General features: G+C 71.1%; 39 protein-coding genes and 1 pseudogene. 6 read left to right on the top strand and 34 right to left on the bottom strand.

Features of this window, described 5'->3' with window-relative positions; all coding sequences use genetic code 11:
* Window positions 1–64: 64 nt before the first annotated feature.
* The 10 genes from ABZV94_RS05260 to ABZV94_RS05305 form a co-directional block, all read right to left on the bottom strand.
* The gene (locus ABZV94_RS05260) at window positions 65–463 is read right to left on the bottom strand and encodes a hypothetical protein (RefSeq protein ID WP_356337357.1); all 399 of its coding nucleotides are present in this window, start codon (window positions 461–463) and stop codon (window positions 65–67) included.
* A gap of 619 nt (window positions 464–1,082) precedes the next feature.
* Entirely contained in the window at window positions 1,083–1,517 is a 435-nt protein-coding gene (locus tag ABZV94_RS05265; protein WP_356337359.1) for a hypothetical protein, read from the bottom strand.
* Window positions 1,518–1,560: 43 nt separating this feature from the next.
* Window positions 1,561–1,884, bottom strand: a complete 324-nt coding sequence (locus ABZV94_RS05270; protein ID WP_356337361.1) for a hypothetical protein — start codon at window positions 1,882–1,884, stop codon at window positions 1,561–1,563.
* 48 nt (window positions 1,885–1,932) lie between these two features.
* Window positions 1,933–2,166, bottom strand: coding sequence for a hypothetical protein (locus tag ABZV94_RS05275; protein ID WP_356337363.1), 234 nt, complete (start codon window positions 2,164–2,166; stop codon window positions 1,933–1,935).
* A gap of 38 nt (window positions 2,167–2,204) precedes the next feature.
* Window positions 2,205–2,507 carry a hypothetical protein gene (locus tag ABZV94_RS05280; protein WP_356337364.1) on the bottom strand — a complete coding sequence of 101 codons (303 nt, stop codon included), beginning with the start codon at window positions 2,505–2,507 and terminating at the stop codon, window positions 2,205–2,207.
* Window positions 2,504–2,869 carry a DUF4326 domain-containing protein gene (locus ABZV94_RS05285; protein ID WP_356337365.1) on the bottom strand — a complete coding sequence of 122 codons (366 nt, stop codon included), beginning with the start codon at window positions 2,867–2,869 and terminating at the stop codon, window positions 2,504–2,506. Before ABZV94_RS05285 ends, ABZV94_RS05280 begins: the two co-directional genes overlap by 4 nt.
* Complete coding sequence (locus tag ABZV94_RS05290; RefSeq protein WP_356337367.1) at window positions 2,866–3,174, bottom strand: hypothetical protein; 309 nt, start codon at window positions 3,172–3,174, stop codon at window positions 2,866–2,868. Before ABZV94_RS05290 ends, ABZV94_RS05285 begins: the two co-directional genes overlap by 4 nt.
* Window positions 3,171–3,932: a hypothetical protein gene (locus tag ABZV94_RS05295; protein WP_356337369.1), complete on the bottom strand. Its 762-nt coding sequence runs from the start codon at window positions 3,930–3,932 to the stop codon at window positions 3,171–3,173. The genes ABZV94_RS05290 and ABZV94_RS05295 overlap by 4 nt, the downstream gene beginning before the upstream one ends.
* Window positions 3,929–4,690, bottom strand: a complete 762-nt coding sequence (locus tag ABZV94_RS05300) for a hypothetical protein (protein WP_356337371.1) — start codon at window positions 4,688–4,690, stop codon at window positions 3,929–3,931. The genes ABZV94_RS05295 and ABZV94_RS05300 overlap by 4 nt, the downstream gene beginning before the upstream one ends.
* A complete protein-coding gene (locus ABZV94_RS05305; RefSeq protein WP_356337373.1) occupies window positions 4,687–5,493 on the bottom strand; it encodes a helix-turn-helix domain-containing protein in 807 nt (268 codons plus the stop codon). Before ABZV94_RS05305 ends, ABZV94_RS05300 begins: the two co-directional genes overlap by 4 nt.
* 185 nt (window positions 5,494–5,678) lie before the next feature.
* On the opposite strand from ABZV94_RS05305, the gene ABZV94_RS05310 reads away from it, so the two are divergent.
* Window positions 5,679–5,891, top strand: coding sequence for a hypothetical protein (locus ABZV94_RS05310; protein ID WP_356337376.1), 213 nt, complete (start codon window positions 5,679–5,681; stop codon window positions 5,889–5,891).
* Between the two features lie 65 nt (window positions 5,892–5,956).
* Here the strand turns inward: ABZV94_RS05310 and ABZV94_RS05315 are convergent, their stop codons facing one another.
* The 20 genes from ABZV94_RS05315 to ABZV94_RS05410 form a co-directional block, all read right to left on the bottom strand.
* Window positions 5,957–6,283: a hypothetical protein gene (locus ABZV94_RS05315; protein WP_356337378.1), complete on the bottom strand. Its 327-nt coding sequence runs from the start codon at window positions 6,281–6,283 to the stop codon at window positions 5,957–5,959.
* Complete coding sequence (locus tag ABZV94_RS05320; protein ID WP_356337380.1) at window positions 6,280–6,483, bottom strand: hypothetical protein; 204 nt, start codon at window positions 6,481–6,483, stop codon at window positions 6,280–6,282. The genes ABZV94_RS05315 and ABZV94_RS05320 overlap by 4 nt, the downstream gene beginning before the upstream one ends.
* Before the next feature lie 175 nt (window positions 6,484–6,658).
* The gene (locus tag ABZV94_RS05325; protein ID WP_356337382.1) at window positions 6,659–7,258 is read right to left on the bottom strand and encodes a WhiB family transcriptional regulator; all 600 of its coding nucleotides are present in this window, start codon (window positions 7,256–7,258) and stop codon (window positions 6,659–6,661) included.
* Window positions 7,255–7,677, bottom strand: coding sequence for a hypothetical protein (locus ABZV94_RS05330; protein ID WP_356337384.1), 423 nt, complete (start codon window positions 7,675–7,677; stop codon window positions 7,255–7,257). The genes ABZV94_RS05325 and ABZV94_RS05330 overlap by 4 nt, the downstream gene beginning before the upstream one ends.
* Complete coding sequence (locus ABZV94_RS05335) at window positions 7,674–8,384, bottom strand: SAM-dependent methyltransferase (protein ID WP_356337386.1); 711 nt, start codon at window positions 8,382–8,384, stop codon at window positions 7,674–7,676. The genes ABZV94_RS05330 and ABZV94_RS05335 overlap by 4 nt, the downstream gene beginning before the upstream one ends.
* Window positions 8,381–8,899 carry a Holliday junction endonuclease gene (locus ABZV94_RS05340; protein ID WP_356337388.1) on the bottom strand — a complete coding sequence of 173 codons (519 nt, stop codon included), beginning with the start codon at window positions 8,897–8,899 and terminating at the stop codon, window positions 8,381–8,383. The genes ABZV94_RS05335 and ABZV94_RS05340 overlap by 4 nt, the downstream gene beginning before the upstream one ends.
* Entirely contained in the window at window positions 8,896–9,168 is a 273-nt protein-coding gene (locus tag ABZV94_RS05345; protein WP_356337390.1) for a hypothetical protein, read from the bottom strand. Before ABZV94_RS05345 ends, ABZV94_RS05340 begins: the two co-directional genes overlap by 4 nt.
* Window positions 9,165–9,395 carry a hypothetical protein gene (locus ABZV94_RS05350; protein WP_356337392.1) on the bottom strand — a complete coding sequence of 77 codons (231 nt, stop codon included), beginning with the start codon at window positions 9,393–9,395 and terminating at the stop codon, window positions 9,165–9,167. Before ABZV94_RS05350 ends, ABZV94_RS05345 begins: the two co-directional genes overlap by 4 nt.
* Complete coding sequence (locus tag ABZV94_RS05355) at window positions 9,392–9,742, bottom strand: hypothetical protein (protein WP_356337394.1); 351 nt, start codon at window positions 9,740–9,742, stop codon at window positions 9,392–9,394. The genes ABZV94_RS05350 and ABZV94_RS05355 overlap by 4 nt, the downstream gene beginning before the upstream one ends.
* Window positions 9,742–10,467, bottom strand: coding sequence for an exonuclease domain-containing protein (locus ABZV94_RS05360; protein ID WP_356337396.1), 726 nt, complete (start codon window positions 10,465–10,467; stop codon window positions 9,742–9,744). Before ABZV94_RS05360 ends, ABZV94_RS05355 begins: the two co-directional genes overlap by 1 nt.
* Window positions 10,464–10,994 (bottom strand): hypothetical protein, encoded by a 531-nt coding sequence (locus ABZV94_RS05365; RefSeq protein ID WP_356337398.1) that lies wholly within the window; start codon window positions 10,992–10,994, stop codon window positions 10,464–10,466. Before ABZV94_RS05365 ends, ABZV94_RS05360 begins: the two co-directional genes overlap by 4 nt.
* A gap of 71 nt (window positions 10,995–11,065) precedes the next feature.
* The gene (locus ABZV94_RS05370; protein ID WP_356337401.1) at window positions 11,066–12,124 is read right to left on the bottom strand and encodes a hypothetical protein; all 1,059 of its coding nucleotides are present in this window, start codon (window positions 12,122–12,124) and stop codon (window positions 11,066–11,068) included.
* Window positions 12,121–12,387: a hypothetical protein gene (locus ABZV94_RS05375; RefSeq protein ID WP_356337403.1), complete on the bottom strand. Its 267-nt coding sequence runs from the start codon at window positions 12,385–12,387 to the stop codon at window positions 12,121–12,123. The genes ABZV94_RS05370 and ABZV94_RS05375 overlap by 4 nt, the downstream gene beginning before the upstream one ends.
* Window positions 12,384–12,587: a hypothetical protein gene (locus tag ABZV94_RS05380; protein WP_356337405.1), complete on the bottom strand. Its 204-nt coding sequence runs from the start codon at window positions 12,585–12,587 to the stop codon at window positions 12,384–12,386. The genes ABZV94_RS05375 and ABZV94_RS05380 overlap by 4 nt, the downstream gene beginning before the upstream one ends.
* Window positions 12,584–13,207 (bottom strand): hypothetical protein, encoded by a 624-nt coding sequence (locus ABZV94_RS05385; protein WP_356337407.1) that lies wholly within the window; start codon window positions 13,205–13,207, stop codon window positions 12,584–12,586. Before ABZV94_RS05385 ends, ABZV94_RS05380 begins: the two co-directional genes overlap by 4 nt.
* Window positions 13,204–13,581: a hypothetical protein gene (locus tag ABZV94_RS05390; protein WP_356337408.1), complete on the bottom strand. Its 378-nt coding sequence runs from the start codon at window positions 13,579–13,581 to the stop codon at window positions 13,204–13,206. Before ABZV94_RS05390 ends, ABZV94_RS05385 begins: the two co-directional genes overlap by 4 nt.
* Window positions 13,582–13,783: 202 nt before the next feature.
* Complete coding sequence (locus ABZV94_RS05395) at window positions 13,784–14,296, bottom strand: hypothetical protein (protein WP_356337410.1); 513 nt, start codon at window positions 14,294–14,296, stop codon at window positions 13,784–13,786.
* Window positions 14,293–14,697: a hypothetical protein gene (locus ABZV94_RS05400; protein ID WP_356337413.1), complete on the bottom strand. Its 405-nt coding sequence runs from the start codon at window positions 14,695–14,697 to the stop codon at window positions 14,293–14,295. The genes ABZV94_RS05395 and ABZV94_RS05400 overlap by 4 nt, the downstream gene beginning before the upstream one ends.
* A gap of 95 nt (window positions 14,698–14,792) precedes the next feature.
* Window positions 14,793–15,092, bottom strand: a complete 300-nt coding sequence (locus tag ABZV94_RS05405; RefSeq protein ID WP_356337415.1) for a DNA-binding protein — start codon at window positions 15,090–15,092, stop codon at window positions 14,793–14,795.
* 3 nt (window positions 15,093–15,095) lie between these two features.
* Window positions 15,096–15,536, bottom strand: a complete 441-nt coding sequence (locus tag ABZV94_RS05410; RefSeq protein ID WP_356337417.1) for a helix-turn-helix transcriptional regulator — start codon at window positions 15,534–15,536, stop codon at window positions 15,096–15,098.
* Between ABZV94_RS05410 and ABZV94_RS05415 the strand changes: the two genes are divergently transcribed.
* From ABZV94_RS05415 to ABZV94_RS05425, 3 genes are all read left to right on the top strand, one after another.
* Window positions 15,535–15,948 carry a helix-turn-helix domain-containing protein gene (locus tag ABZV94_RS05415; RefSeq protein ID WP_356337419.1) on the top strand — a complete coding sequence of 138 codons (414 nt, stop codon included), beginning with the start codon at window positions 15,535–15,537 and terminating at the stop codon, window positions 15,946–15,948. The two genes, ABZV94_RS05410 and ABZV94_RS05415, sit on opposite strands and share 2 nt — an antisense overlap.
* Window positions 15,949–16,376: 428 nt before the next feature.
* On the top strand, window positions 16,377–17,744 hold the full coding sequence (locus tag ABZV94_RS05420; RefSeq protein WP_356337422.1) for an integrase: 1,368 nt from the start codon (window positions 16,377–16,379) through the stop codon (window positions 17,742–17,744).
* Window positions 17,745–17,788: 44 nt separating this feature from the next.
* Window positions 17,789–18,007, top strand: a complete 219-nt coding sequence (locus ABZV94_RS05425) for a GlsB/YeaQ/YmgE family stress response membrane protein (protein ID WP_356337439.1) — start codon at window positions 17,789–17,791, stop codon at window positions 18,005–18,007.
* Window position 18,008: 1 nt separating this feature from the next.
* Here ABZV94_RS05425 and ABZV94_RS05430 read toward each other — a convergent pair whose 3' ends face one another.
* Both ABZV94_RS05430 and ABZV94_RS05435 read right to left on the bottom strand, forming a co-directional pair.
* A complete protein-coding gene (locus ABZV94_RS05430; RefSeq protein ID WP_356337424.1) occupies window positions 18,009–18,785 on the bottom strand; it encodes a GNAT family N-acetyltransferase in 777 nt (258 codons plus the stop codon).
* 62 nt (window positions 18,786–18,847) lie between these two features.
* On the bottom strand, window positions 18,848–19,219 hold the full coding sequence (locus tag ABZV94_RS05435) for a MerR family transcriptional regulator (protein WP_356337426.1): 372 nt from the start codon (window positions 19,217–19,219) through the stop codon (window positions 18,848–18,850).
* Between the two features lie 59 nt (window positions 19,220–19,278).
* Between ABZV94_RS05435 and ABZV94_RS05440 the strand changes: the two genes are divergently transcribed.
* Complete coding sequence (locus ABZV94_RS05440; RefSeq protein ID WP_356337429.1) at window positions 19,279–20,565, top strand: MFS transporter; 1,287 nt, start codon at window positions 19,279–19,281, stop codon at window positions 20,563–20,565.
* Window positions 20,549–21,040 (top strand): nucleoside deaminase, encoded by a 492-nt coding sequence (locus tag ABZV94_RS05445; RefSeq protein ID WP_356337431.1) that lies wholly within the window; start codon window positions 20,549–20,551, stop codon window positions 21,038–21,040. The genes ABZV94_RS05440 and ABZV94_RS05445 overlap by 17 nt, the downstream gene beginning before the upstream one ends.
* 3 nt (window positions 21,041–21,043) lie before the next feature.
* Here the strand turns inward: ABZV94_RS05445 and ABZV94_RS05450 are convergent, their stop codons facing one another.
* The gene (locus ABZV94_RS05450; RefSeq protein ID WP_356337433.1) at window positions 21,044–21,898 is read right to left on the bottom strand and encodes a GNAT family N-acetyltransferase; all 855 of its coding nucleotides are present in this window, start codon (window positions 21,896–21,898) and stop codon (window positions 21,044–21,046) included.
* A 461-nt stretch (window positions 21,899–22,359) separates the two neighbouring features.
* A pseudogene (locus tag ABZV94_RS05455) lies at window positions 22,360–22,716 on the bottom strand (aldehyde dehydrogenase family protein); the annotation flags it as partial.
* Window positions 22,717–22,765 lie beyond the last annotated feature (49 nt).

Raw genomic sequence — 22,765 nt, forward strand, 5'->3', positions numbered from 1 at the left:
TGAGAAGGTCGGGGCAGGCGGCCGGCGCTGGCATCAACAGCGCCGGCCGTCGTCGTGCGGGTGGTCATGCGGTGAGCCACTGGCCCCACTTGCAGCCGGTGCACAGCCACGCCGCACCTTCGCGGAAGTCGTCGCTGTAGCGGGCCTCGTACTCGACGGGGCTGCCGCACTCCGGGCAGTGCTCGGGCCGGCCGTCCGGCTCCCGTTCGTCGTCCTCCAACGGTTCCTCGGCCACGGCGGGGTCGTTGACCGGGTAGTCGCGGACCAGCCGGTGCCCGTTCGCCTGGTACTTCGCCAGCAGGTGGTCGACGTCTGCCCGACCGCCCTCCCGCTGGTCGCCGTCGTCGGGGCCGCCGTCGACGCGGACCGTGTAGTCGTCGGTCCACAGGTCGATGCTGATCTCGTCGCCGTCGGGGTGGCGGAGCTGCCAGGTGTGCTGGACGTGGGCGTCGTCAGTGGTCATGGGGTTCCTTCTGATGGGTGGGTTGGGGACCGTCGTCGTGCGGGGCCGGCTCACGCGGCGCGTTGGCCGGTGGCGGCCGGGTTCAGGGCGGGTGCAAGCCCCAGGACTTCCAGCAGGAGGCTCCGATCCGCCGGACTGTCTGCGGTGGCCACGGCGACGGTGCGTGCCGCTCGCGCCTGCTCCTCTGTCCACTGGGCGCGAGGCGTGGGCTTCAGCTGCTGCCCTGCGCGCCGCTCTCTCTGATCGGCGTTGTGGGCGTCCCGGCAGCGGTCATCGATCGGCTCGCCGTTCTTGACGTGCCGCTGGTAGCCGGCGTCCGTGCCGCAGCCCTGTGGTTGCTTCGGTGCCGGGGGGCCGTCGACGGGCCGGCCGTGGCGCACCCACCGCTGGTAGCAGGTGTGGCACCAGCCGTTGGCTGCCAGCGGGCGGTCGCCGTTGCAACTTGTGCAGGTTGCTGTGCGACGGGGTTCCTGTGGGCGGCCTTGTCGGCGACGCCGTTGGTAGCAGGCGATGCATTGTCCGTGGGCGGCGTGCGGGCGGAGCCTTCCGCAGTCTGCGCAGGGGATGACAGCCATGCTTCTGCACTCCGTGTCGGTGTGTTGGTGTGTTGGTGTGCTGGTCAGGCGCCGGACGACGGCAGGACGGCGGGGCGCTCGGCTCGGTATCGGGCGAGCTGGTTGTGGCGGCTGATCAGCTCGTGGCCGGGCACGTACTTCCGGCAGTCCTTCGCGTGCAGGCCGCCGGTGCGGGCGCAGGTGCAGGGCAGTTCGCCGCGGAGGTGGAGCAGAAGCTCGTACAGGGCGGAGGCTCGGTTGTGGTCGGGCTCGGTGGTGAGCTTGGCGTCTACCTGGTCGGCGGCCCAGTCGATGGCCTGCTTCTGGGCACCGGCCAGTTCGGCGCGGAGGCGGCGGATGGTCTCGATGAGCGCGGGCACGTCGGTCCCGGCCAACTGATCGAAGTCGTCCTGCACGTCGGGGACGGTGGTGGTGGCGTGCTCGTAGAGGTGGGCGGCGCGGGCCTGGATGGCGTCGAGGTCGAGCTGCTGGTCGGTCACGGTTCGGGTCCTTTCGGTGGTTGGGTGCGGCAGGCAGGCAGGCTCAGGCGGTGGGCTGCTCGTGCTCGTGGTTGATCCACTTCTCGGTGTCGAATCCGAGTCCGTTGGCGACGTCGCACATGAGGTCGCCGTAAGTGGCGCCCTCCAGTTCGCCGATCAGCTCGGCGGCGAACGAGGCGGTGCCGTTCGGGTCCATCTCGGCGAGCCGCTCCATGGCCCGGTAGAACGCCCACGACATCGACGCGCCCTCGGCATAGGCCCACGTCTCGCGCGGGTCGCGGGCCTTGCCGCAGCGGATGGACAGGCGGACGACGCCTTCAAGGGCGGCCTCGTGCAGGTCGCGGATCGGGTCGGTGGTCTGGTTCATGGGGGGGTCTCCTCGCTGCCGGGTGGTCGGGTGGTCGGGTGGTCGGGGTTACTGCCAGCCGTAGGGCGTCTCGCCGCTGCGGAGCGCTTCGGCGTTGGCGCGGGCGTCAGTGGCGTTCTCACGGTGCTGGCGGGCCATGGCGGCGGCCTGGTCGCGCTGGAGCTGATCGGTGGCGTTGCAGGCGAACTGCGCGGCGTCGCGGGCGGCTTCGTCGTAGCGGGCGGCCTGCTTGTCGAGCTGGTCGGCGGTCTCGTTCATCTGGCGGCGGTTCATGCTGGTCATCGGTGTCTCCGTGGTGTGGTGGGTGGTGGGGGGCGGGGTCAGGCGGCGGGTGTTCCGCTGCCGGGGCAGGGGTGGCCGTGGGGTCCGTGGCGTCGGATGCGGCCGGCTCGGGTGATGAGGGGCTTCGCGGTGCAGTGGGGGCAGGTGGCGCGGGCGCGGGGTCGGGGCTGTATGTCGCGGGGGACGTGGATTCCCCAGCCGCTGGCGGTGAGGTAGTGGGCGGTGAATTCGGCGGCGCCGCGGGGGGTTTGCCGGTAGGCGGGGATGGTGCGGTGGTAGTCCTCTAGGGCGGCGGCGATTTCGGCGATGGCGGCGGGCGGGATACGGGGCTGGGGGCTCACGGGTTCTCCTGGTTGGCGAGTTCGAGGAGGACGTCGACGTGGCAGGGGAGGTTGGGCGGGCACCAGCACATGAGGTCGCGGCCCTTGAGTTCGACGCGGGCGCGGACAGCGAAGCCGATGGTTCGCTCGGCGTACTCGCGATAGAGACCGACGGCCATCAGGTGGGCGGCGTGCTGGCTGTCGGTGCTCGCGGTCCATTCGGGGCGAGGCGTTCCCTCGCCGGCCCAGTTGACGGCCCAGCCCGTGCGGGTCTGGGCGACGACCCAGGGGTTTCCCCAGCGGGTGCCGCGGCCGACGTAGCGGGCTCCGGCGGGGGCGCGCCATCCCTTGGTGCGGCGGCGCTGGACGCGGGCGGGGCTCATGCTGCGGTCTCTTTCGCTTCGGTGGTGCGGCGGTCGTGGACGTAGCGGAGGGGGCGGCCGTTGTCGTGGCAGGGGGCGCCGGGTGCGGTCTGGCATTCGGGGCAGACGGCGGTGGCTTGGGCCCAGGCGGAGACGCGGCGGGGGTGGGGTTCGGGCAGCAGCCGGCCGTTGGTGCGGAGGGTGCAGGGTTTACCGGCTGGGGCGTGGCAGTGGGGGCAGGTGACCGTGCGTGCGGGGTGGGTGGCGGTGCTGTGGATGAGGGCGCGGAGGGTGTTGGACATGGGGGCGCCGGGCTTGCGGGTCATCGGGTGGTCTCCTCGTTGGCGAAGAGGTCGGGCTGCTTCATGCCGCCGCGGGCTTCCCACTGCTCGCGGTACTTCTCGCGCGGGGTGGAGCACTCGCGGCGGGCGTGGAAGACGGCGGAGTTCTCGGGGAGGTCGGGCCGCCACAGGTTCGGGCCGGGGAAGCGGGTGGCCTGCTGCCGGACGGTGATGTACTCGCCGCAGGCGAGGCAGTGGCCGGCCGGGATGTCCATGAGGACGTCGGCGATGGCGGCCTGCTGGTCGGCTTCCCGCTCGGCGATCTCGTGTCGGCAGGGCGGAAGTTCGCCGCAGGCGGAGCAGATCGCGTAGTGCTCGGGCAGGACGTCCCAGGAGTGGTTGGCAGGGCCGATGAGGTGGAGCGGCTTCTCGTGGGGCTTGCCGTCGGGCTGGAGGACGAACACGTAGGGGCGTCCGGACCATGTCGCCTTCTCGGGGCGTTCGCCACGCTCCCCGCCGGTCTTCCAGCGTTCGAGGGCGGTGGCGAACCGCATCTCGTGCTTCTCGCCCCACAGATCCAGCGGACGTTCGGCCAGCTCAACGACGCGGTGCGGCTGCCGGTCCCAGATGACGAGGACGCCGGGCTTGAGCTGCACGTAGTTGGCGAGGATCTGCTTGTCGTGGATGCGCTGCTCCTGGCGGCGCATTGCGGAGGAGTAGTCGCCGATGCGGTCGATGGACGTGCGGGGCGGGTGGATGCCGCCTCGCTTCGTGTTCTGGCGCGGGTACCAGTGGCGGTTCATGCGGTCTCCTCGGTGACGATCTCGGCGTCGGGGATGTCGTCCTCGGCGGCCTGCTTGCGGGCGAGGTGGCGGGCGGACATCTCCCGGATCCGCTGCTCGTGTGCGGCGCGTTCCTCGGGGGTCTGGTCCGTCTGGCCGCTCGCGGCCCGCAGGCGGGCGCTGTGCGGCTTCGTGCGGGGCTTGCCGAGCGGCTGCTTGTCGGTACCGCCGGGGGTCTTGCACGGTCTGCCTATGGCGGCTCCGCAGGCGGGGCAGACGATGCCGAGGGGGCCGGCTCGGCGGACGGTGTCGATGACTTCCGCCTTGACGTCGCCCTCGTCGTCGGGGACGACGCGCAGGCCCTCCCAGCCGCGGGCTTCCAGCTCGCGCATGAACTGCTTCGTCGGGCCGCCTTCGAGGGCCGGCCGGTCGTTCGGGGAGGCGACGGCGCCGGAGGCGATGGCCTGCACCTGGCCGCGGTAGCGGGCGAGGTACTCGGCGGTGGTCTCGTCGGCGACGGGTTCGTACTGGAAGTTCTCCAGGCGGGCGTTGCGGAGGCGGGTGCGGAGGGTGCGGACGTGGTGGGGCAGGATCCACAGCCGCTCGCTCGGGTTCTGTGGCGGGGTCGTGTAGTAGATGGCGACCGCGTCCCGGGCGTCCTGGTCGAACGGCACGTCGTGCAGGGCGGATGCCCACGACTTGGCGGCGGCGACGGAGGGCTGGCGGTTGTCGAACCCGGAGCAGTGCGCGAGGAGCGCGGCGGCCTCGTCGGCGTTCACGCGGAGTCTCCTTCCTGGCGGAGTTGTTCGGCGATGGCCATCCAGCCGGCGACCTTCGCGTCGGTGCCGGTGAGGGTCTGGCCGGTGGGGAGCTGGTAGACGTTCGCCTGCGGCTGCGGCTTGCGCAGCTCGGCGAGGGCGAACTGGAGGGTGCCGCCGGTCACGGGCTTGGAGAGGGCACCGAGGCGGGCGAGGGCCTGGCACAGCTCGTTCGGGTCGATGCCGTTACCGAGGGCGTCTGCGATGGCGCGCTGGATGGTGCGCTTGCCCTGGGCGGTGGTGTGGCCGTAGGTCTCCCACCACTGATCGAAGATCTGCTCGGCGGGGGTGGGCTCTGCGCGGCGGCGCGTAGGGAGATTCCCTGATGGTTCTGTTGTTGGTTCTACTGAGGGTTCGGGTGAACTTTGGACGGGGTTTTCGGTCTCAAAGTTCGGGGTTTCTGCTTCAAAGTTCGGGGTTTCTGTCGCAGAGTTCGGGGTTTCTTCGGTCGATACCCCGTCGTTTTGACGGGGTTCCTGGTCGGTAACCCCGTCAGATGTGCGGGGTTTCGGGACGATGCGGTAGCGGTTCGACCGGTGCCGGCCGCCGCCGTTCTCGACGTCCAGCTCACCGAGGTCGGCGAGGGTGGCGATGGCCTTCTGCACTGCGCGGGGGCTGAGCTTCGTGCGCTCGGCGAGGTCATCGATGGACGGCCAGCAGTAGCCGTTGTCGTCGGCCCGGTCGGCCAGGGCGAGCATCACGAGCCGGGCCCCGTTGCGGGACTCGGACCGGGCCCACACCCAGTTGGTGACCTTGAAGCTCACGGGATCTCTCTTCGCGTTAGTGCTGGTCAGGGCATGCCGAGTAACGCCCCTGTTCAGGGCGGCTGTTGGAGCGCCTTACCTGACTTCGATTCTACCCCAGGGTGTATAGTCACCCGCAATACATTCGACATACAGGCAGGCCGTAGGGGGTGTGTAGGCACTGACAAGTCAGCTACGCTGTCGACATGACGACGAAGGGAACCCCGGGCCGCATGGTCCGCATCGATGACGAGGTGTGGGCCGCGTACGGGCAGCTGTGCGAGGCGGAGGGAACCTCGCGCGCCGATGACATCCGTCGTCACGTCCACGCGCGCGTCGCTGCCTGGCGCAAGAAGCAGGCTCTGGAGCGCCGGCTCAAGCACCTCAGCGACGAACCTGCCGACGGCGACATCCTCTGATCGCACCTTCCCTCCCCTTCTCTGCGGGCCCCGCACCGTGCTGGTGTGGGGCTCTGCCGTGTGCGTCAGGCGATGCGTCCGGCCTGGGCGGCGCGGGTGCCGCGCCACACGGCGACCGCGGACTTCTCCCCCGTTGGCCGGCTGCTGCGGTCGAACCCCACGTGCTCGATGACCCGGTCGCGGACGAGGGACTGGGCGAAGTTGCCCCAGTCGGCGCGCGGGTTCGGCGGCTCCGGCAGGTCGTTGTCTGCGGCGACCTCGTAGGTGGTGAACCTGCGGCCAGACCGCGCGGCGGCGATGAAGGCCGGCCTCACCAGGTCGCACCACGAGTGGAAGTCGAGGGTCGGCGCCGGCACGCTGCCGTCGAGGGCGGGCTGTATCGCGGCGGTCACAGTTGGGTCTCCGCCTGCCGGGCCGCCGCGGTGACGACGGTCGACACGAGCCAGATCGTCAGCCAGCTGGCGAGCCAGATCCGCGCCCACGCGGGCACGGTGCCGGTGACCGCTATCCATGCGGCCGGGGGCATCTCCAGGCTGAGGGCGGCCAGATGACCGGCGATCTTGCGGCCGGTGGAGCGGGGCTTCGACGTCACGACGGGTTCTCCTTCTGCTGCGGGCGTGGCCTCGGGGTGAGGCCGGGTGGTGGTTCGGGGAGTCCGAGGGCCCGCCAGGGGCTGTGCGCGGAGCACAGCCACCCGGCGGGGTACTGACGGACCGGGCCCTCATGCGGGGCAGGGATGTCACAGACGGGCTCGTCGGCGGCAGGCATCAGGCCGCGTTGGCCGTTGCGGCGGCGTCCAACTGTTCGGCGCGAGCGCGTTCCTCGCTGTCCGCCAGGTGGAGCGGGTTCACGCACTCCACCACTGCGCACGTCCTGCGCACGTTGCCCTCGGGGGCCCGGCCGCGGTGCAGCATGAACGCGACCTTTTTCGGCGCGTAGGAGTGGCCGCGGTACGGGAACGTCGACTTGCCGGTCCAGCCGACGTGGCCGCCGGGCAGCACCTTGGTGTAGCCCTCCCACACCTCACGGAGGGACCGCTCACCGGACGACGGGTACAGGGCCCGCATGATGGCGGACTCCACGGCCTGCGGGTCGTGGTACTGGTCGCCGACCGTGCGGGCGACGGCCCGGCGTTCCTGGGGGCGGAGGCCGCCGCGGATGCCGTGGTCGTTGTCGCCGACGTCGATGGCGTCGATGAGGCAGGCGGTTCGGACAGGGCAGCCGCCGCAGATGCTCTTGGCGTACTGGATGCCGCGCTCGTAGTTCTCCGGGAACATGTCGTCCGGGTCGACGTCACGGCAGGCGGCCTTGGCCCGCCAGTCGATCTTCCGCTTGGTCTCGGGGACCGAGCCGCTGTAGTGGGTCATGCTGCTACTCCGAAGATCGCGTTGTACTGGTTACGCATGCGCTGGTCCTCGACGTGCGCCGGGTGGACGCAGCCGACCCGGTCACAGCCGGTCATGACGCGGCCGTCGGGCTCCCGCTGGTTGCCGATGCGGAAGGCGATCCGGTGCACGCTGTACCGGGCGTAGTTGTGCCTGAGGTGAGCGCCGTGCTGCGGGTCGTAGCCCGGCCACAGCAGGTGACCGTCGTCAGTGGGTTCGGCACGTCGCCAGAACACACCTTCCGGGCTGTCCGGGGCCTTGGGGCCGGGACGCCCGGCCGGGATACCGAGAGCGGCTCGGGCGCGGGCGACGCTGGGTTGGGTGAGGTTGAGGCGGCGGGCGATGGTGCGGTCGCCATAGCCGGCGCGCAGCAGTTCCTCGACGTCGGCACGGACGCTCATCCGGCCACCTCCACCGCGGCCAGGTGGTCGGCGAGCTGCTGGCCGATCCAGCGGGTGTACGCGGGCGGCACGCCCTGGTTCAGGCCGTCCTTCGTCATCCACCCGGACGGCACACCCATCGCGTCCTCAGCCGCGGCCTTCGAGCAGTTACCGCCACCGGTGACCTGGACGAACGCCGTCCACTCGTCCAACTGCCCGTAGTGCGCCTTCCGCTTGTCGCGGGTGTAGTGCAGCGGGTGCCGCTTCGGGCACGGCCGCGGCGCGTACAGCGCGAGGTTCGACTCGAAGATGCGGTGCCGGCTGACGCGGAGCCCGTCGAACATCGTTCCGCACAGGGTGATCGGGTTCTTCAGGGGAGCGCCCTCGACGTTCTCGATCACGAACGGCAGGCCGGTCGCTTCGGCGATCTCGCGGGCATCGGGGATGAAGTCCTCGTACTCCAGCCCGGTGCGGTGCGCGAGGTCGGAGTGAGCCCAGCACGGCGGCGACCACGCCGACGCGTTGAAGTTCTCCCGGATCCAGTCGGGGTCGAGGTCGCGGAGGTCGGCCTGGATGAACGGGAACGGGTAGCGGGGCTGCGGCTCCCGGTCCACACCGACCACGTCGAACCCGGCCAGGTAGTAACCGAAGGAGGCCATGCCCTGCTTGCAGCAGACGTCGAGCAGGGTGAGGCCGTTGGGGACCCGCGGGGGCAGGGTGAAGGTCATGCCGCCACCCCCGTGGCGAGTGCGGGCCAGTCGACCTTGCCGAGCCGGTCGCGCTGCGCCTTCGGTACCTCGAACTCCGGGCCGCCGTACCAGTCCAGGCCCGCGGCGCGGAGCCACCAGGCGTCGCACTGGTTGTCGTCGCCGAACTCCCGGCCCGCGCGCTTCAACGCGGCGATGGCCATCGCGGTCTTGTCCGCGTTGCCCTTACCTGTGGCGTACGCCTTCAGCGTGGCCGGGGTGACCAGGACGTAGGGGATGCCCTCGTCGAGGAGGACCGTGCGGACGGCGCCGTGGACCATGCCGGTGATGCCCGCGCTCTTGGCATGGGTCGGCAGGTCTTCGATGACGGCGAGGTCGAGGGCGCCGGTCTGCTGGCGGACGGCGTGCTGGATGGCGACGAGTCGCCAGTCCCCCTTGTCGCGGGTGGTGATGGTGCGGGTGGAGCCGTCGGGGAGGCACATGCCGGTGGCGGTGATGGACAGGTCGAGTCCGAGGATGCGCGGCGCGCTGGTCACTGGTCCTCCTTGCTGACGTTGTTGAGGAGTCGGTTGAGTCCGGCGGCGAGTTGCGGGTCGGCGCCGATGACCTCGGCGAGGTGGGCGTTGACCTCTTCCAACAGCCGGTCCGGGCCGCAGTCGTTGCGGCGGGCCCGGTGGCGGTGGACGAGGGCGCGGATGCCGTGGCTGATGAGGACCGCGGTGAACACGGCGATCGTCAGCGCGGCGAAGGAGAGGTAGGCCCAGGCGACGCCGATCAGCCGCTGCTCGATGTCGTGCGGGCTCACCACTCGCCCCCGATCAGGTGGCCGGCGTCGCAGCGGAGCGTCGTGCCGTGGACGGTGGCGGTCGTCTGCCGGGCGCACAGCGGGCAGTGGGTCCACTGCTGGACCATGGCGGCGCCGTACTCACGGCGGCGCACCGGTGCCGGGCGGACAGCCCACCGCACCGCGGCGGTCGCGACGACGAGCGCACCCATGAGGGAAGCGGCACCGATCGTGATCTCCGGAGTCATGACGCCACCCCCGGCGCGGTCTGGAGCGCGGCGAGCTGCTCGTGCGCCGCGGCCAGCTCCCGCTCCAGGACGACGTTCGTCCAGTGCAGGGTCAAGATCTGCTCGTCCAGCGCCTTCCGGGCCCTCTCCGACAAGGCCAGCTGCTGCACCAGCCGGGCGTCACCCGTGGCCGGCTGCACCGGGACGGGGCTGTCGGGGTGCTCGTCGCGGTGGTGCTCGACGAGGGACTGGAGCCGGAGGATCGCGGCGGTCTGCCGGTCCACCTTGTCCTCAGCTTCCTGCCGGCGGCGGGACTCGCCGTCGAGGATGCGGCGGAGGTCGTTGTACTTGGCCAGGGTCACAAACATCACTGGCCCTCCTTCCTGGGCTGCGGGATGGTGAGGGGCCAGGCCGGGTCACAGACCGCGGTCGGCTTCGTGCGGCGCAGGTACTCCTGCAGTCCCGCCTGCTGCTCCGCTCGCCACGCCTTCTGCGCGGCGTACAGCTGTTTCGGGCCCATCTCGTCGAGCTGCGGGTAGCGGCGGTACAGCTCGTCGGCGATGCCGAGTGCGGCGGCTGCGTCGGCGTCCGCTGTGTGCCAGTCGGTGAGCTGCACGCCGTAGTGCTCGGCGACCGTCTGGAGTTTGCGGCTGCCCTTGCGGTACCGGTCGACCTGTTTGTCTACGACGTGGGGATCGAGCAGGGTGTACGGCTCGTCCATGTGGATCCGGTCGGCGACCGGGCGCAGGCCGTGCCGCACGAGTTCGTGGTGCAGGACCGACCAGTCGTAGGCGGTGTTGTAGGCGACGATCGGCATGCCGTAGTCGATGGCCTTGGCGAGCGTGTCGGCGATCTCTTCGAGCGCGGACTGCGGATCCTGGCCCTCAGCCATTGCTCGTTCGTCGTCCACGCCGTGGATGGCGGTCGTCTCGGGCGGGATGGGGACGCCCGGGTTGATGAGCCACGTTTGCACTCGGTCCGGGCTGACCCCGCCGCGACCGACGAGGGCGGCGGTGACGATGCGGGCCTCAGCCGGATCCTTGGACGTGGTCTCCGTGTCCCAGCCGATGCGCCGGGAATCGAGGTACTTCACTCGGCACCCCCGGCGGTCAGCTCGGGCAGCACGGCGGCGGCGAGGCGGCCCTCGCGCCAGGCCTGCATGACCTGTTCGCGGCCGTCCTTCTTGAAGCGGACGGAGTGGGTGCGCGCGCGGGCCGGGGCGATCTGTACGCCGGGCACCTCGTGGATGACGCCGGTCTCCGGGTCGGCGTACTCGGCGGCGCCGGCCGCGGTCATCTGCTTGAGTAGGCGGTCGGTGAACGCGGGCCGGACGGTGGTGACGAAGCGGCGCTCGACCTCGGTGGCGTAGTGGTCGCGGACCCAGGCGGTGTACGCCTCCTCGTCCACGACCTTGGCTGCGGCCTCGCCGGAGGAGAGGCTGACGGTGGCGATGTCGGGGCCGTCGGGGAGGGTGACGGCGACCTGGCGGACGCCGGTGGTTTCGGCGGCGGCTTCTAGGGCGGTGCGGGTCTCGGCGCGGGCGGCCTTGTACTCGGCTTCCACGACGTCGAGGAGCGTCTTCAGCGCGGCCTCGCGCGCTGCGGCTTCCTTCAGGTTCATGGGTGTGGTCTCCTTGGGCGGGGCCGTCCTGCCTGCTGTGAACGGGCAGGACGACCCCAACTCGTGAGGGATCAGGCGGCGGAGCCGGTGAGGAGCGCGGTCATCTCGCGCAGTTGCTGGGCGCCGGCCTGGGCGATGGGCAGGCCGTAGGAGCGCTCGAACTCCTCGTCGAGGTTGTCGAGGCCCGCGGCCTTCGCGGCGGAGCGGAGTTCCCGCTCGGCGACGTCGGCCTCGGTCTCGCCCTCGGTGACGACCTCGGCGTCCGTGACGTCGTCCTCGTCGGACGCGGCGGGCGCTCCCTCGGGGAGTGCCTTGCCGAGGCGGGACAGGTACTCCCGCACCATCTCCCACTCGCCGGTGTCCGGCGCCTTGACGATCGCGTGAAGCAGCTCCGCATCCTTGGCCTCGGCCCACCGTGCCTTCACCTCGGCCCGGTGCGTGGCCTCAGCGGCTGCGTCGACGATGGCCTGGCCTTCCGGGTGCGTGACGATGCACTCGGGGTCCACGACGAGCGTGCCCTTCGGCTGAGGCGCGGGTGCCGCCCAGGGGTCCTGCTCGCCCTGCTGCACGCGGCGCAGTTGCTGGACCTCGGCCTCGACGATCTCGCCGTCGGCGTTGACGTTCGCCCCGAGCTCCTCCGGCGTGTAGTGCATCCCGGACAGGGCCTCTTCGCAGGCGTCGCGGGCTACCTCGGTGATCGCGCGGGCCTTGAGCATCGCGGCCGGGTAGTTCTTCCACACCGCCTTCCGTGCGAGGCCCGCCTGCTCGGCGCGAGCCATCGTCCACCGTGCCTCGAACGTGTAGTCCGGGTCGTCGGCGCGGATGATCTGCGCCACCGCCTCCTGGTCGTTGCCGCGGACCCGCAGCTTGTGCCCGGCCCGGCGCACTAGGGCGGAGATGAGGGCGGCGGATGCGGACGGCTTGCCTTCGATGACGTGGATCCCGGTGATGGCGGCCATCGGGTGCAAGCCCAGCGATTCGGCGTACTCCAGGGCGTACAGCAGGTTGGCGGGCTGCTTGCGGTACTGGCCGGGCAGCATGCCGGACTCGGCAAGAGCCTTCGCGTACTGCATCTTCTCGGGGAGGGTGGCCGCCGGGGCTGCTTGGTGCTTGACGAGTTCGGCGCTCACGAGCGCACGTCCTTTCGGGTGTTGAGGCTGTACTCGCGGCGGCCGGTGTCGTCGTGGGCGACGAGCCAGCCCCACGCGGCGAGGTCGCGGAGGTCGCCACGGGCGACGGTGCGGACCTTGCCGAGCGGCATGCCGGTCAGCGCGGGGTGGTGGCGGTAGGCGGCGAACGCGCGGTTGGTGGTCCAGCGCCCGCCGTGGCGGCGGATGACCGTGAGGAGGTCGGCGAGGCGGCCGGTGGGCGCGGCCGGGGCGGCGGTGCTCATGCGGTGCCTCCCGGAATCCAGCCGGGGTAGTCGGCCTCGCACGAGCAGGTTTCGGGGTGGGCGCAGCAGAGCTGGGCGAACGCGGTCTCGATGGGGCCCTCGGCGGGGTCCATCTGGTGGCGGGCTTCGGCGGCGATGCCGTCGGCGAGACGCTGCTGCCGGGCGACGAGCGCCGTGATCTCAGGCTGAAGCGCAGTCATCGGGGCTCACCCCGTTCGGCGGCGATGATCGGCAGGACGGTGGTGCGGAACCAGGCGCTGGCCTCGAAGCCGCCGGACTGAAGGTCGATGAGCCGCTCATAGCCGGTGTGGATCTCACCGGTGAACTCGTTCATCCACTCCCAGCGGACGCCCTTGGCGTCGAACCACTGGCCGAGCTTCGCGACGTACTCGGCGTGCAGGTCGCCGCAGCCGTAGCCGCGCTCGTCGCGGTAGCCGTAGGCGGTGTCGAAGGAGACGGTCAGCCAGCAGGCGCGGGTCCAGGAGTGGGTGCCGTCGCAGGGGCCAGCCTCGGGGTCGTACCAGGAGACGCCCGGGAGGTTGCAGATGTCCTCGTCGTGTTCTGCCGCCTGCTCCGGTGTACGGAGGGGAGCGTCGGGCCGGTACGAGACGTCGAGCAGGGCGGGGAGTCCCTGGCCCAGCTCATTGCCGACCGTCCACGGGTTGCCCGGCTCGACGAACGACTCGCCCTTGCGCCAGGTCTTGTCCTGGCGGTCGTACCAGATGTGCCGATCCGTGGCGCCGAGCAGTTCGCGGCAGAAGCGGAACGTCTCGTGCGGGTCGACCTTGTCGAGAACGTAGATGCGAGTGTCGAGGGTCATGCCGCGCTCCCTTCGCGCTGGGCGGGGACGGGACGCGGGGCGGCGATCTCGGCGAGCCGGTCACGGAGCCGACCCACCTGCGCGCCGTACACGGGGATCAGACCGTCACCCGCGTACTCGGCGAGCATCTGCACCATCCGCGCGTCGAACTCGTGCCGGGCGTGCGAGTCGCGGCCCTGGTGGACAGCGGACCGCAACAGCTCCGCCATGTCCTTCAGCTCCTCGACGAGACCCTCGGGGTCTTCGTCAGCAGCGGTGATCAGCTCGGTGAACACGGCCTTGAACAGGAACGCGGAGACGTCCAACTCGCAGCCGGAGGGGGTGGCGTTGACGCGGATCGGGAACGGCCCGTCCACGGGAGTCGTGGTGCTCATCGGGTGGCCTTTCGGCGATGGCGGCCAGCAGCCGCAGAAGAAGAAGGAGAGGGTGGGAGGTGGCCGGTCCGCGCCCAATGCGGGACACGCGGACCCGGAGCCGGACGGGGCGTGCGCGGCGGTCGCGGCATGTCGGCGGCCAGTTGCAGCAGCCACAGCGCGAGGAACGCAAGCGCCAGCCCGGACAGGCTCAGCAGCCACATCACGTGGCGGCGCCCGGTTGCGGCGGTGCGACGACCAGCTCGGCCGCGTCATAGCGGGGGATGAAGAAGGCGCAGGTGCACTCGGCGAGCCGCGCGCCCGAGGCCGTGCAGTTCGTGTCGCCGTCGCCCTTGTGCGCGTCCTCCATGTGACCGCAGTCCGCGCACAGCTCCGGGGTCTCGACCGCGACCGTCAACTCGGCGACCCGCCCCTGGAGGGCGTCCCGCTCACGCTTGAGCTCGGCGGTGTCGAGCGTGTACTTCCGCTGGAGCTCCTCCAGCTGGGCCCGCAGCCGCGCGGACTCCTCGTGTTCCCGCCGCAGCTCCGCGACTGCTTCCTCAGCGACCCGGACCGCGTCCGCCACCAGTTCCCGCGCAGCTTCCGGAGACTGCAACATCTGCCTGTCTTCCAGCGCCTCAGCAGCCTGCGTCGCCAGGTCGTACGCCGGGCCGTGCAGCCACTGCGCCTCGATGACCTGCTTCGCCTTCATGGCGAGCGGCGAGATCCCAGTCATGCCGCCACCGCCGGGATGAACTCGGCGAACACCTTCGCCATCGCGGCCTCGTACGCCTCGACCTGCCAGCGCTTCCACGCCCGCTGGTCCGGCCCGTACATCTCCAGGAACTCCGTGTCGACCTCAACCAGCCGGCGCTCCTCCAGGTCCGCCAGAGCCGTCAGCGGCCCGAACAACCCCTCCACCACGCGAAGCGTCCACGGAAACGACGGGCCCTCACCGCGGTCGTCCTCGTTCAGCGGCTCCGGGCACGCGAGGATCAACTCCCCCGCGCTCGTGTGGCCCGCCGGTACCCACGTCTCGCCGCGGCTGTCGACGAACGCGGTCTTGGGGAGCGGCGCCTCGTGCAACGGGTACACCGGGGTGATCCCGGTGGTGCTGGTCTGGAATGATGTGGCCATCGGTGGCCTCTCCTTCGATCGTGTTCGGTTGAGGTGCGCCGAGTCGTGGGGTCGCCGGCCGGGCAAGCTGGGCGGCCCTTCGGCGCGAGTGGGGGTCAGGCGGCGACAGCGGCCCGCGTGCGGGCGGCGGGCCGGCGGCGCTGGCTCGGGATCGAACGGCCGGTGCGCGGGTCACCTCCGCTGCGGATGGCGTGGATCGCGGCCCGCTGCTCGCGGTTGATGACGATCCGCTTGTTGCCGTTCCGGCCGCAGAGGTGCGGGTTGTCCCGCAGCAGGCGGCGGATCCAGTTGGTGCTGGCCTGAAGGACGTAGGCCGTCTCCTGGACGGTCATGTACTCCTGGTCCGGGTCGGCCGGCGGCTGCGGCTGGTGGTAGCGGGTCTTGTCCGTGGGCACGGGTCATTCCCTTTCTGGGGGTGGGGGTGGGTCCTCGGTGGGGCGAGGGGGCTTTCGCCGGAGGCGCTCGTCAGTCGCGTTGAGGGCGGTGCGGAGGCGCTTGTACGGCTTCGGGCCCATGCGTCTGCGGGTGCCTGTTTCGAGGTGGCTGACGTAGCGGGGGCTGATTCCCGCCTGTCTGGCCAACTCGGTTTGGGTTAGCCCCGCTTGCATGCGCTCCTCGCGGATCGCGTCCCCGTCGACCTCGAAGGTCGTCGGTTGGTGCATGCTTCGAGTTAACCCTAGTTGACCCTGGTTGTCTACCCCTTGATGGATGTTACTGACCCGTGTTGACCCTGTTGGCCATGGCTTTGCTGGTTGCAGATGACCCGTCACGCACCGAAACCAGCCGTATAGCTGGTTGGAACTAGCTGGAACTGGTTGGACCTGAGACCATGTCGACATGGCTACTCGTGATCTCGACCGCCTCGCGAAGCACGTGAAGGCGCACCGGCTGGAGCAGTACTCGTCACGCGACGCAGCAGCTGCCGCAGCAGGCGTCACACGCAACACGTGGAAGCGCGTCGAGGAGGGCCTGGACGTGCGCGAGTCCACCTACACGAAGATCGACAAGGCGCTCGGCTGGGCCAGCGGCAGCTGCATTGCCATCGCAGAAGGCGGAGAGCCGGTATTCGCCGGCGAGGCGCCAGTGTCAGCGTCGGCCCCTGCGTCGCTCAGCGAGGAGCAGGCGCGGCAGATGGCATGGGATACAGCGAGGGCAACCCTCCCGACTGCTCAGGTCGGTGAGCTTGACACCTTTGTGAACGAACTTGTGGAGAACCTGCGAAGGGCGGGGATTGTGACGGACGGCTCCTGATCTGGGGCGATCGACCGTACAACCTTTTCACCGTGACCGAATCGTAACCTCCGGATGCTGATGAAACCTCAACAACCCCCTCCCGCTCACCCGTTCGGCATGCGACGCTGACATCTCCACCCGGGGAGGTCCCAGGCGACAAAGGGGGCCAGGTGAGTAATGTCATCTATCTCGATCTTGGGCCGAAGCCTTTCGGCTACACGACCCAGGTAGCAGGCGAGAAGGTGTGTGTCCTGTCCTCCGAAGCCGTCGGAGACCGCGCAAGTCAGGTGCGCGTGAGGCGGTTCATGAAGGCGCAGGGCCAGGACTGCGAAACCTGCGGCGGCTGTCCGATAGGACGGGCATCGTAGACAGGCAGTCCAGTGGAGGCGTTGGCGGCAGGGGTGCCCGCCACGCCACCCAACTCACCAAGCAGCACGGGGTGTCCAATGCCATCTGTCGAAGTGCGCGGCAACTCCATCCGCGTCAAGTGGTGGTCAGGCGAATACCACTTGGATGACGCCGGCAAGCCGACGAAGAAGAAGCGCTACGATTCCGCGAGTGGTCCGGAGCCCGGTGTCCCCTTCGCTGACGAGGACGAGGCGTACACCTTCGGGCTGGACCGGGAATCCGATGTGCGGAACAAGCGGAACCGCCGCAAGGCAACTGAGCGCCTTGGGATGGACGAGTACTGCGACCTGTGGTTTGCCGAGACTTCGCTCCGCGTGCGCTCCAACAACACGTACAAGTCGCGGCTGAACTCGGTCATCAAGCCGTATTGGCTCCAATGGAAAGTGGACGAGATCACGCCGGTCGAGTACGCCACGTTCGAAAGGTACGTGCGAGGTAAGTACTCGCACAACTACGCCAAGAATGTGCTCGGCGTCTTCAAGATGCTGATGGATGATGCCGTCGTCAGGTACAAGCTGCGCGACGAGTCCCCGATCGTTGAGCAGCGGCGTCGCGGCAAGTACGAGAAGAAGCAGACACGGCGGGTGAAGCGGCAGCTTCCCACGACAGCCGTGCACCAGCTGGCATGCAACGCGTACACGGTGTGGGGGTTCCCGGGCTGGGCGTACATCTGGACCATCGCGTTCACTGGCATGCGGCCACCCGGAGAAATGTATGGGTTCCAGCGCGGCTATTCCTCTGTGCACTGGCCCCAGTCGGAGCCCGATCCTGAGCTGCGCGAGGAAGCGGTGGACCGGTACCAGCACATGGCCGCACTCCGGGTCCAGTACCAGGCGTACAAGGTGAGCCGGAAGTCATTCCTGGCGACACCGAAATACGGCAGCTGGAGAACACTGGTGATCCCGCCGTTCTTGCATGCCATGCATGCGGCGCTTCTCGCCTCTCATCGCGAGCCGTGGGTGTTTCTGTCCATCGCTGGAAAGCCGCTGCTGGAAACGGACTTCGACGGTACGTACTGGTATCCAATGCGCGACGGCGCTAAGGCGCGCGCTGCGGGGCCGCAGAAGTCGCGGCCGGCTCGGCCTGCGATCCCGGCCGTCCCGGAACTGGCCGGTGAGCCCATCTACCGTCTGCGGCACTGGCACAAGGCGAAGCTGGACGAGGCCGGTGACATCTCCAGGGTTGCGGTGGAGGCTCGTATGGGGCACGAGTTGCCTGGCGTGGAGGGCGTCTACAGCGAGGTGACTGTGCCTATGGAGGAGCGGATCGTGGAGTACCTTCAGGCGGTGTGGGAGAAGGAGGTTGTGGGGGCTGGGCTTTGGACGCCTCCGTTTCCCACGGCTCTCCCAGATGATCTTCTTGGGGCGGCTCCGCCCCTGTTCAGCGGCCTGCCGGTCCTGGAGTAGGTGAGATCTCAGGCATCATCAGCGCCATCGTCATCGGCCTCGTCATCGGTGTGCTGGGCCGGCTGGTCGTCCCCGGGCGGCAGCACATCGGGATCCTGTGGACCATCGTCGTCGGCATCGTGGCCGCGCTGCTGGGCTCGGCGATCGCCGCCGGGCTGGGCGTCGCCGACACGAAGGGGCCCGACTGGATCGAGTGGCTCATCCAGATAGCCCTCGCGGCCGCCGGAGTGGCCGCGCTGGACCGGAGCCGGGCCCGGCGCTGAGTCAGTTCTCGTACACGTAGGGCGTCGTCGTGCTCAGCGCGTGGAAGCCGAGACGGGCCAGGATGGGACGGCTCATGGACGAGGCGTCGACGTGGGCGTAGCGGTAGCCCTGGGCGGCGGCGACACGGACGCGGTGGGCGATCAGGGCGCGGTAGATGCCCCGGCCCCGCCAGGCCGCGACCGTGCCGCCGCCCCACAGCCCGGCGAACCGGGTGCCGGGCACCAGCTCCATGCGGGCGGCGGCGACGGGTTCGGCGCCGGCGAGGGCGGCCACGGCGACGACCGTGCCGGGGTCGGCGGCCAGGCGGGTCAGCAACCGGTGCCGCAGCCCGCTGCCGTCGGTCCCGAAGACCCGCTCATGGACGTCCACGACGAGGTCGACGCCGGCCGGATCGGTGGCCTCGACGAAGCGGACGCCGGCCGGCGGCGCGGTGTCCTGCGGGAGCCCGGACACCTCGGCCACCATCAGCGTCTCCGCGGGCTCGGCCCGGAACCCGGCGGCGAGCAGCCGGTCAGCGAGGTCGGCCGGCTCGTCATGGCCGTAGAGCTTCCACTCGAAGTCCAGTCCCAGCCCGGTGAAGTAGGCGATCTGCTCGCGGACGGCCCGGTCCGCGTCCGCCGCGTCCAGGCCGGACCAGAGCACACCGTTCCAGCCGTGCGCGTCCGCGACCTGGCGCACCACCCCACCGGTCCGCTCGATCCGGGCCCCCGGCCCGTCGGGCCGGGCACCCTCGCGCAGGTCCCGGTCGTACACGGCAAGCACCGAGGCATGATCCATGGCCTCACTTCAGCACGCCGAACCGGGCGGCACAACGCATTTACCGGGCAGGTGACAGTGTGTCAGCGGCCGTCCGGCCGTACCGCCGCCAGGTAGGCGGTGAGGCGGTCGCGGTTGCGGGCCAGGCAGTCGATGCGGGCCTGGATGCGGTCGATGTGCCCCTGGAGCAGGGCGGCCGTCTCCGCCGGCACGTCCTCGGGAGCCGGCACGAGGTGCTCCGGGCCGCAGAGGTACGGCAGGATCGCCCGGATCATCCCGGTGGTCAGGCCCGAGTCCAGCAGGCCGCGGATCTGCCCCACCCGCGCGACCGCGGACTCCGGATAGCTGCGGTAGCCGTTGCCGGTGCGTTCCGGGTGGAGCAGGTGCTGCTCCTCGTAGTACCGCAGCAGCCGGGCGGGGACGCCCGTACGGCGGGACAGCTCACCGATCCGCATGCCGGCCTCCCGACCCACGCTTGACCCTCACACTGATGTGAGGCTTCCACCATGCTCGCATGACTCTGTCCTCCCAGGCCGAGGGCGGTCGCCTGCCGTGGTCGGGGCTGCTCGCCCTGTCCTGCGCCGCATTCACCGCCGTACTGGCCGAACTCCTCCCGGCGGGCCTGCTGCCCGCGATGGCGCCCCCGCTCGGGGTGGCCGAGTCCCGGATCGGATTCCTCGTCACCGCGTACGCCGCCGCCTCCCTCGTGGCCGCGATCCCGGTGACCGCCGCTCTGCGGGGACTGCCCCGGCGGCCGGTGCTGTGCGGCGCGCTGCTGGGCTTCGCCGCCGGCGACGCGCTGGTGGCGCTGTCGTCGTCGTACCCGCTCACCGTCGCGGCCCGGCTGCTGGCCGGGGCGGCGGGCGGCACGCTGTGGGCGATGCTCGCCGGGTACGCGGCCCGGATGGTGCCGCCCGAGCGGCGCGGCCGGGCCATCGCGGTGGTGCTGGCCGGGATCACACTGGCCCTGGCGCTGGGCGTGCCCGCCGGTACCGCCCTGGCCGGGGCGGTGGGCTGGCGGGCCGCGTTCGGCACCCTCGCCGTGCTCACCGCGCTGCTCGTGGGCTGGGTGCGGCTGCGGGTTCCCGGCTTCCCGGGCGAGCCGCCGCACGCGCGAGCGCCCCTGTTCCGGGTCGCCGCGCGCCCCGGGATCCGCCCGGTGCTGTGCGTCACGCTGTTCCTGCTGCTGGGGCACCAGGCGATGTACACGTACGTCGCCCCGTTCGCCGCGCAGGCCGGGTACGGCGCCACCGGCGTACTGCTGGCGGTGTTCGGGTCCGCCACGGTGGCCGGCGTCTGGCTCACCGGTGTGCTGGTCGACCGCAGGCCACGCCCCACCCTGCTGACGGCGCTCGCCCTGGTCGCGGCCGCGCTGCTGGTGCTGGGGGTGGGCGCCCGGGTGCACGGGCTGCTGGTCGGCGCGGTGGCGCTGTGGGGTGCGGCCTTCGGCGGGGCGCCCACGCTGATCCAGACGGCGCTGGTCGACGCGTCGGGGCCGGCCGACGCCGATGTGGCGACCTCGTTGCAGACCACGGTGTACAACGCGGGCATCGCCGCCGGTTCGCTCACCGGCGGGCTGGCGCTGGACGCGGCGGGCGCCGGGGTCCTGCCCTGGACCGCGCTGCCGCCGGTCCTGCTGGCGCTCACGACGGTCGCGGCCGGACGCCGGCACGCCTTCCCCGCCCGGCGAACGGCCGTTGCCACCGAGGCACGAGCGCCCGCCGGGTCGGCCGCGGTGGCCGTGACCTGCCCCGCCGGGGATCATGCCGTGAGGAGGTGGGCCGATGGTACGGGACAGTGAGCTGCGGTATCTGCGCCGCTGTGTGGAGCTGGCGGCAGAGGCGCTGGACGCGGGCGACGAGCCCTTCGGGTCGGTGCTCGTGGGCGGGGACGGGACCGTGCTGGCGGAGGACCGCAACCGGGTGGCGGACGGGGACCGTACCCGGCACCCCGAGTTCGAGCTGGCCCGCTGGTCGGCCGCGCACCTGACGCCCGGGGAACGCGCGGCGGCGACCGTCTACACGTCCGGCGAGCACTGCCCGATGTGCGCGGCGGCGCACGCCTGGGTGGGGCTCGGCCGGATCGTGTACATCGTCTCCTCCGTCCAGCTCTCCGGTCTGCTGGCCGAGTGGGGCGTGCCCGCGCCACCGGTGCGCACGCTGCCCGTGCGGGACATCGCGCCCGGCGTGGCCGTGGAGGGGCCGGTGCCGGAACTCGTCGACGAGGTGCGGGAGTTGCACCGCCGCCACCACACCGGGAACGCCGGCGTCGGCTGAGACTCAGCCGAGTTCGAGGGTGGTGACGCCGAACACCCGCTCCCGGGCGTGTCCGCGCACCGGCCCCGTGTACATGCGGGCGGTCTCGAACGAGGGGCGCAGGCCCGCCTCTTCGGCGAGGGCGATGCCGGCCGCGTTCGGCTCGGGGACGTCGATCGCCACCTCGTTGCCGGCCGCCTCGGCGGTGAGGGCGGCGAACAGGGCCCGGGCGTCGTCGGCGGTGTCCGCGAAGAGCGGGCCGATGCGCAGGGTGTCGTGGCCGGGGCGGAGCACGGCGTAGCCGGTCGGGCGACCGCCGTCCTCACGGACGACGGCACGGTGGCCGGGCGTGCCGAGCCACTCGGCGAGGAAGCGGGGGCGGTCGGCGGGGTGGCAGGCGCCGTCGTAGGCGGTGAGCGCGGCCAGGTCGGCGGGCCCGGCCGGGCGGACACCGGTGGGCGTGCCGCTGTCGGGAGCGGTGCCGGTGAACCGGATGGTGCGGTGGGCGAGGCGGAAGCCGGACTGGCGGTAGTTGTCCTGCTGGGCGACGACTCCGTCCAGGCCGACGGTGCGGTTCCCGGCGTGGGCCAGCGCGGTCTTCCACGTGGTCAGCCCGTGTCCCTGGCCGCGCAGGTCCGGGCGGACCAGGTAGCAGCCGAGGAAGGCGTAGTCGGGGCCGTGGTTGACGACGGAGATGGCCGACACCGGCTCCCCGTCGATCCGGCCGAGGAAGAACCCCTCGGGGTCCTGCGCGAAGAAGGCGGGCCCGTCGGACAGTCCGGGATTCCAGCCCTCGGCCGCCGCCCACCCGCTGATCACCGGCCAGTCGTCGAGGGTGGCCTGCGTGACGACGAGGTCGTGGGGGGCCGCAGAGGTCATCGATGCGCTCCGTTTCCATCGGGGTGGGACTGCCGGTACGGCCCGCCTGTCCGCCGGCCGCCCGGAGCATCCTTCCGAATCGAGGGAGCACGCGCCATGGGGAGACCGGCCGTTGCGGCCGGACTCCGTCCACGGGGTGCCCGTGCGGTCGCCGCCCCGGGTGACGCGTGGAGCGGGCGGCGGGCACGCGGGAGACGCGCCCGGCGCGGTGACCGATTCCGCATGCAGTGCCCGGCCGCGTGTGCACCAACGGTCCCCGTACCTCCCCGCGCCGGGCCGGGGCCTATGCGCCCACGCCGGGGCCCGGGGTCCGGTGCATGCGGCCCTTCCTCACCGCTCGGGCCCCGCATCCCACGCCGACGGCAGTTCCGCACCGACCCCCACAGAAGGGGACGGCCCCACCGGGCCGGGGCCCGGTGGGGCCGCGCGGGGGGCCGAGGTCCGGCGGAGCCGCACGGCGGGCCGGCGAAGAAGCGGATCTGGTCCACCATCGGCGGGATCTCTTCGGTGCGGGTCAGCCCGATCGGCTTGCCGGTGTTCTCGGACTCGGCCGCGATAAGGTCCTCGGCGCGCTCCTCGAAGGCGTCCGCGATCTTCAGCAGGGCACGCTGACGCTCGGCGGGCGTGGCGTCGCGCCACGCGGGGAAGGCGGCAGCGGCGGCGTCCATGGCGGCATCGACGTCGGCCTCGCCGGACAGCGGGGAGGTCGCGTAGACCTCCTCCGTCACCGGGTTGACCACATCGATGGTCCGCCCGTCGGCGGCGTCCCGGAACTCGCCATTGATGTAGTTGCGCAGACGGCGCACCTCGGTGGTCACAACCACCCCTCCTGTCGACACGTCCAATGGGTGAGACGCCCAGCCTAGC

It is taken from the genome of Streptomyces sp. NPDC004658, assembly GCF_040609555.1.
Lineage (GTDB): Bacteria > Actinomycetota > Actinomycetes > Streptomycetales > Streptomycetaceae > Streptomyces.

Bases quoted from the DNA above. Each gene is read 5' to 3' on its own strand.
- ABZV94_RS05290 (WP_356337367.1), bottom strand. From the start codon at position 3,174: ATGACCCGCAAGCCCGGCGCCCCCATGTCCAACACCCTCCGCGCCCTC.
- ABZV94_RS05400 (WP_356337413.1), bottom strand. From the start codon at position 14,697: ATGGCCACATCATTCCAGACCAGCACCACCGGGATCACCCCGGTGTAC.
- ABZV94_RS05260 (WP_356337357.1), bottom strand. From the start codon at position 463: ATGACCACTGACGACGCCCACGTCCAGCACACCTGGCAGCTCCGCCAC.
- ABZV94_RS05375 (WP_356337403.1), bottom strand. From the start codon at position 12,387: ATGAGCACCGCCGCCCCGGCCGCGCCCACCGGCCGCCTCGCCGACCTC.
- ABZV94_RS05365 (WP_356337398.1), bottom strand. From the start codon at position 10,994: ATGAACCTGAAGGAAGCCGCAGCGCGCGAGGCCGCGCTGAAGACGCTC.
- ABZV94_RS05445 (WP_356337431.1), top strand. From the start codon at position 20,549: ATGGTACGGGACAGTGAGCTGCGGTATCTGCGCCGCTGTGTGGAGCTG.
- ABZV94_RS05385 (WP_356337407.1), bottom strand. From the start codon at position 13,207: ATGACCCTCGACACTCGCATCTACGTTCTCGACAAGGTCGACCCGCAC.
- ABZV94_RS05350 (WP_356337392.1), bottom strand. From the start codon at position 9,395: ATGACTCCGGAGATCACGATCGGTGCCGCTTCCCTCATGGGTGCGCTC.
- ABZV94_RS05310 (WP_356337376.1), top strand. From the start codon at position 5,679: ATGACGACGAAGGGAACCCCGGGCCGCATGGTCCGCATCGATGACGAG.
- ABZV94_RS05420 (WP_356337422.1), top strand. From the start codon at position 16,377: ATGCCATCTGTCGAAGTGCGCGGCAACTCCATCCGCGTCAAGTGGTGG.
- ABZV94_RS05440 (WP_356337429.1), top strand. From the start codon at position 19,279: ATGACTCTGTCCTCCCAGGCCGAGGGCGGTCGCCTGCCGTGGTCGGGG.
- ABZV94_RS05325 (WP_356337382.1), bottom strand. From the start codon at position 7,258: ATGACCCACTACAGCGGCTCGGTCCCCGAGACCAAGCGGAAGATCGAC.
- ABZV94_RS05395 (WP_356337410.1), bottom strand. From the start codon at position 14,296: ATGACTGGGATCTCGCCGCTCGCCATGAAGGCGAAGCAGGTCATCGAG.
- ABZV94_RS05335 (WP_356337386.1), bottom strand. From the start codon at position 8,384: ATGACCTTCACCCTGCCCCCGCGGGTCCCCAACGGCCTCACCCTGCTC.
- ABZV94_RS05430 (WP_356337424.1), bottom strand. From the start codon at position 18,785: ATGGATCATGCCTCGGTGCTTGCCGTGTACGACCGGGACCTGCGCGAG.
- ABZV94_RS05435 (WP_356337426.1), bottom strand. From the start codon at position 19,219: ATGCGGATCGGTGAGCTGTCCCGCCGTACGGGCGTCCCCGCCCGGCTG.
- ABZV94_RS05390 (WP_356337408.1), bottom strand. From the start codon at position 13,581: ATGAGCACCACGACTCCCGTGGACGGGCCGTTCCCGATCCGCGTCAAC.
- ABZV94_RS05415 (WP_356337419.1), top strand. From the start codon at position 15,535: ATGGCTACTCGTGATCTCGACCGCCTCGCGAAGCACGTGAAGGCGCAC.
- ABZV94_RS05380 (WP_356337405.1), bottom strand. From the start codon at position 12,587: ATGACTGCGCTTCAGCCTGAGATCACGGCGCTCGTCGCCCGGCAGCAG.
- ABZV94_RS05410 (WP_356337417.1), bottom strand. From the start codon at position 15,536: ATGTCGACATGGTCTCAGGTCCAACCAGTTCCAGCTAGTTCCAACCAG.
- ABZV94_RS05295 (WP_356337369.1), bottom strand. From the start codon at position 3,932: ATGAACCGCCACTGGTACCCGCGCCAGAACACGAAGCGAGGCGGCATC.
- ABZV94_RS05285 (WP_356337365.1), bottom strand. From the start codon at position 2,869: ATGAGCCCCGCCCGCGTCCAGCGCCGCCGCACCAAGGGATGGCGCGCC.
- ABZV94_RS05355 (WP_356337394.1), bottom strand. From the start codon at position 9,742: ATGTTTGTGACCCTGGCCAAGTACAACGACCTCCGCCGCATCCTCGAC.
- ABZV94_RS05270 (WP_356337361.1), bottom strand. From the start codon at position 1,884: ATGAACCAGACCACCGACCCGATCCGCGACCTGCACGAGGCCGCCCTT.
- ABZV94_RS05275 (WP_356337363.1), bottom strand. From the start codon at position 2,166: ATGACCAGCATGAACCGCCGCCAGATGAACGAGACCGCCGACCAGCTC.
- ABZV94_RS05450 (WP_356337433.1), bottom strand. From the start codon at position 21,898: ATGACCTCTGCGGCCCCCCACGACCTCGTCGTCACGCAGGCCACCCTC.
- ABZV94_RS05330 (WP_356337384.1), bottom strand. From the start codon at position 7,677: ATGAGCGTCCGTGCCGACGTCGAGGAACTGCTGCGCGCCGGCTATGGC.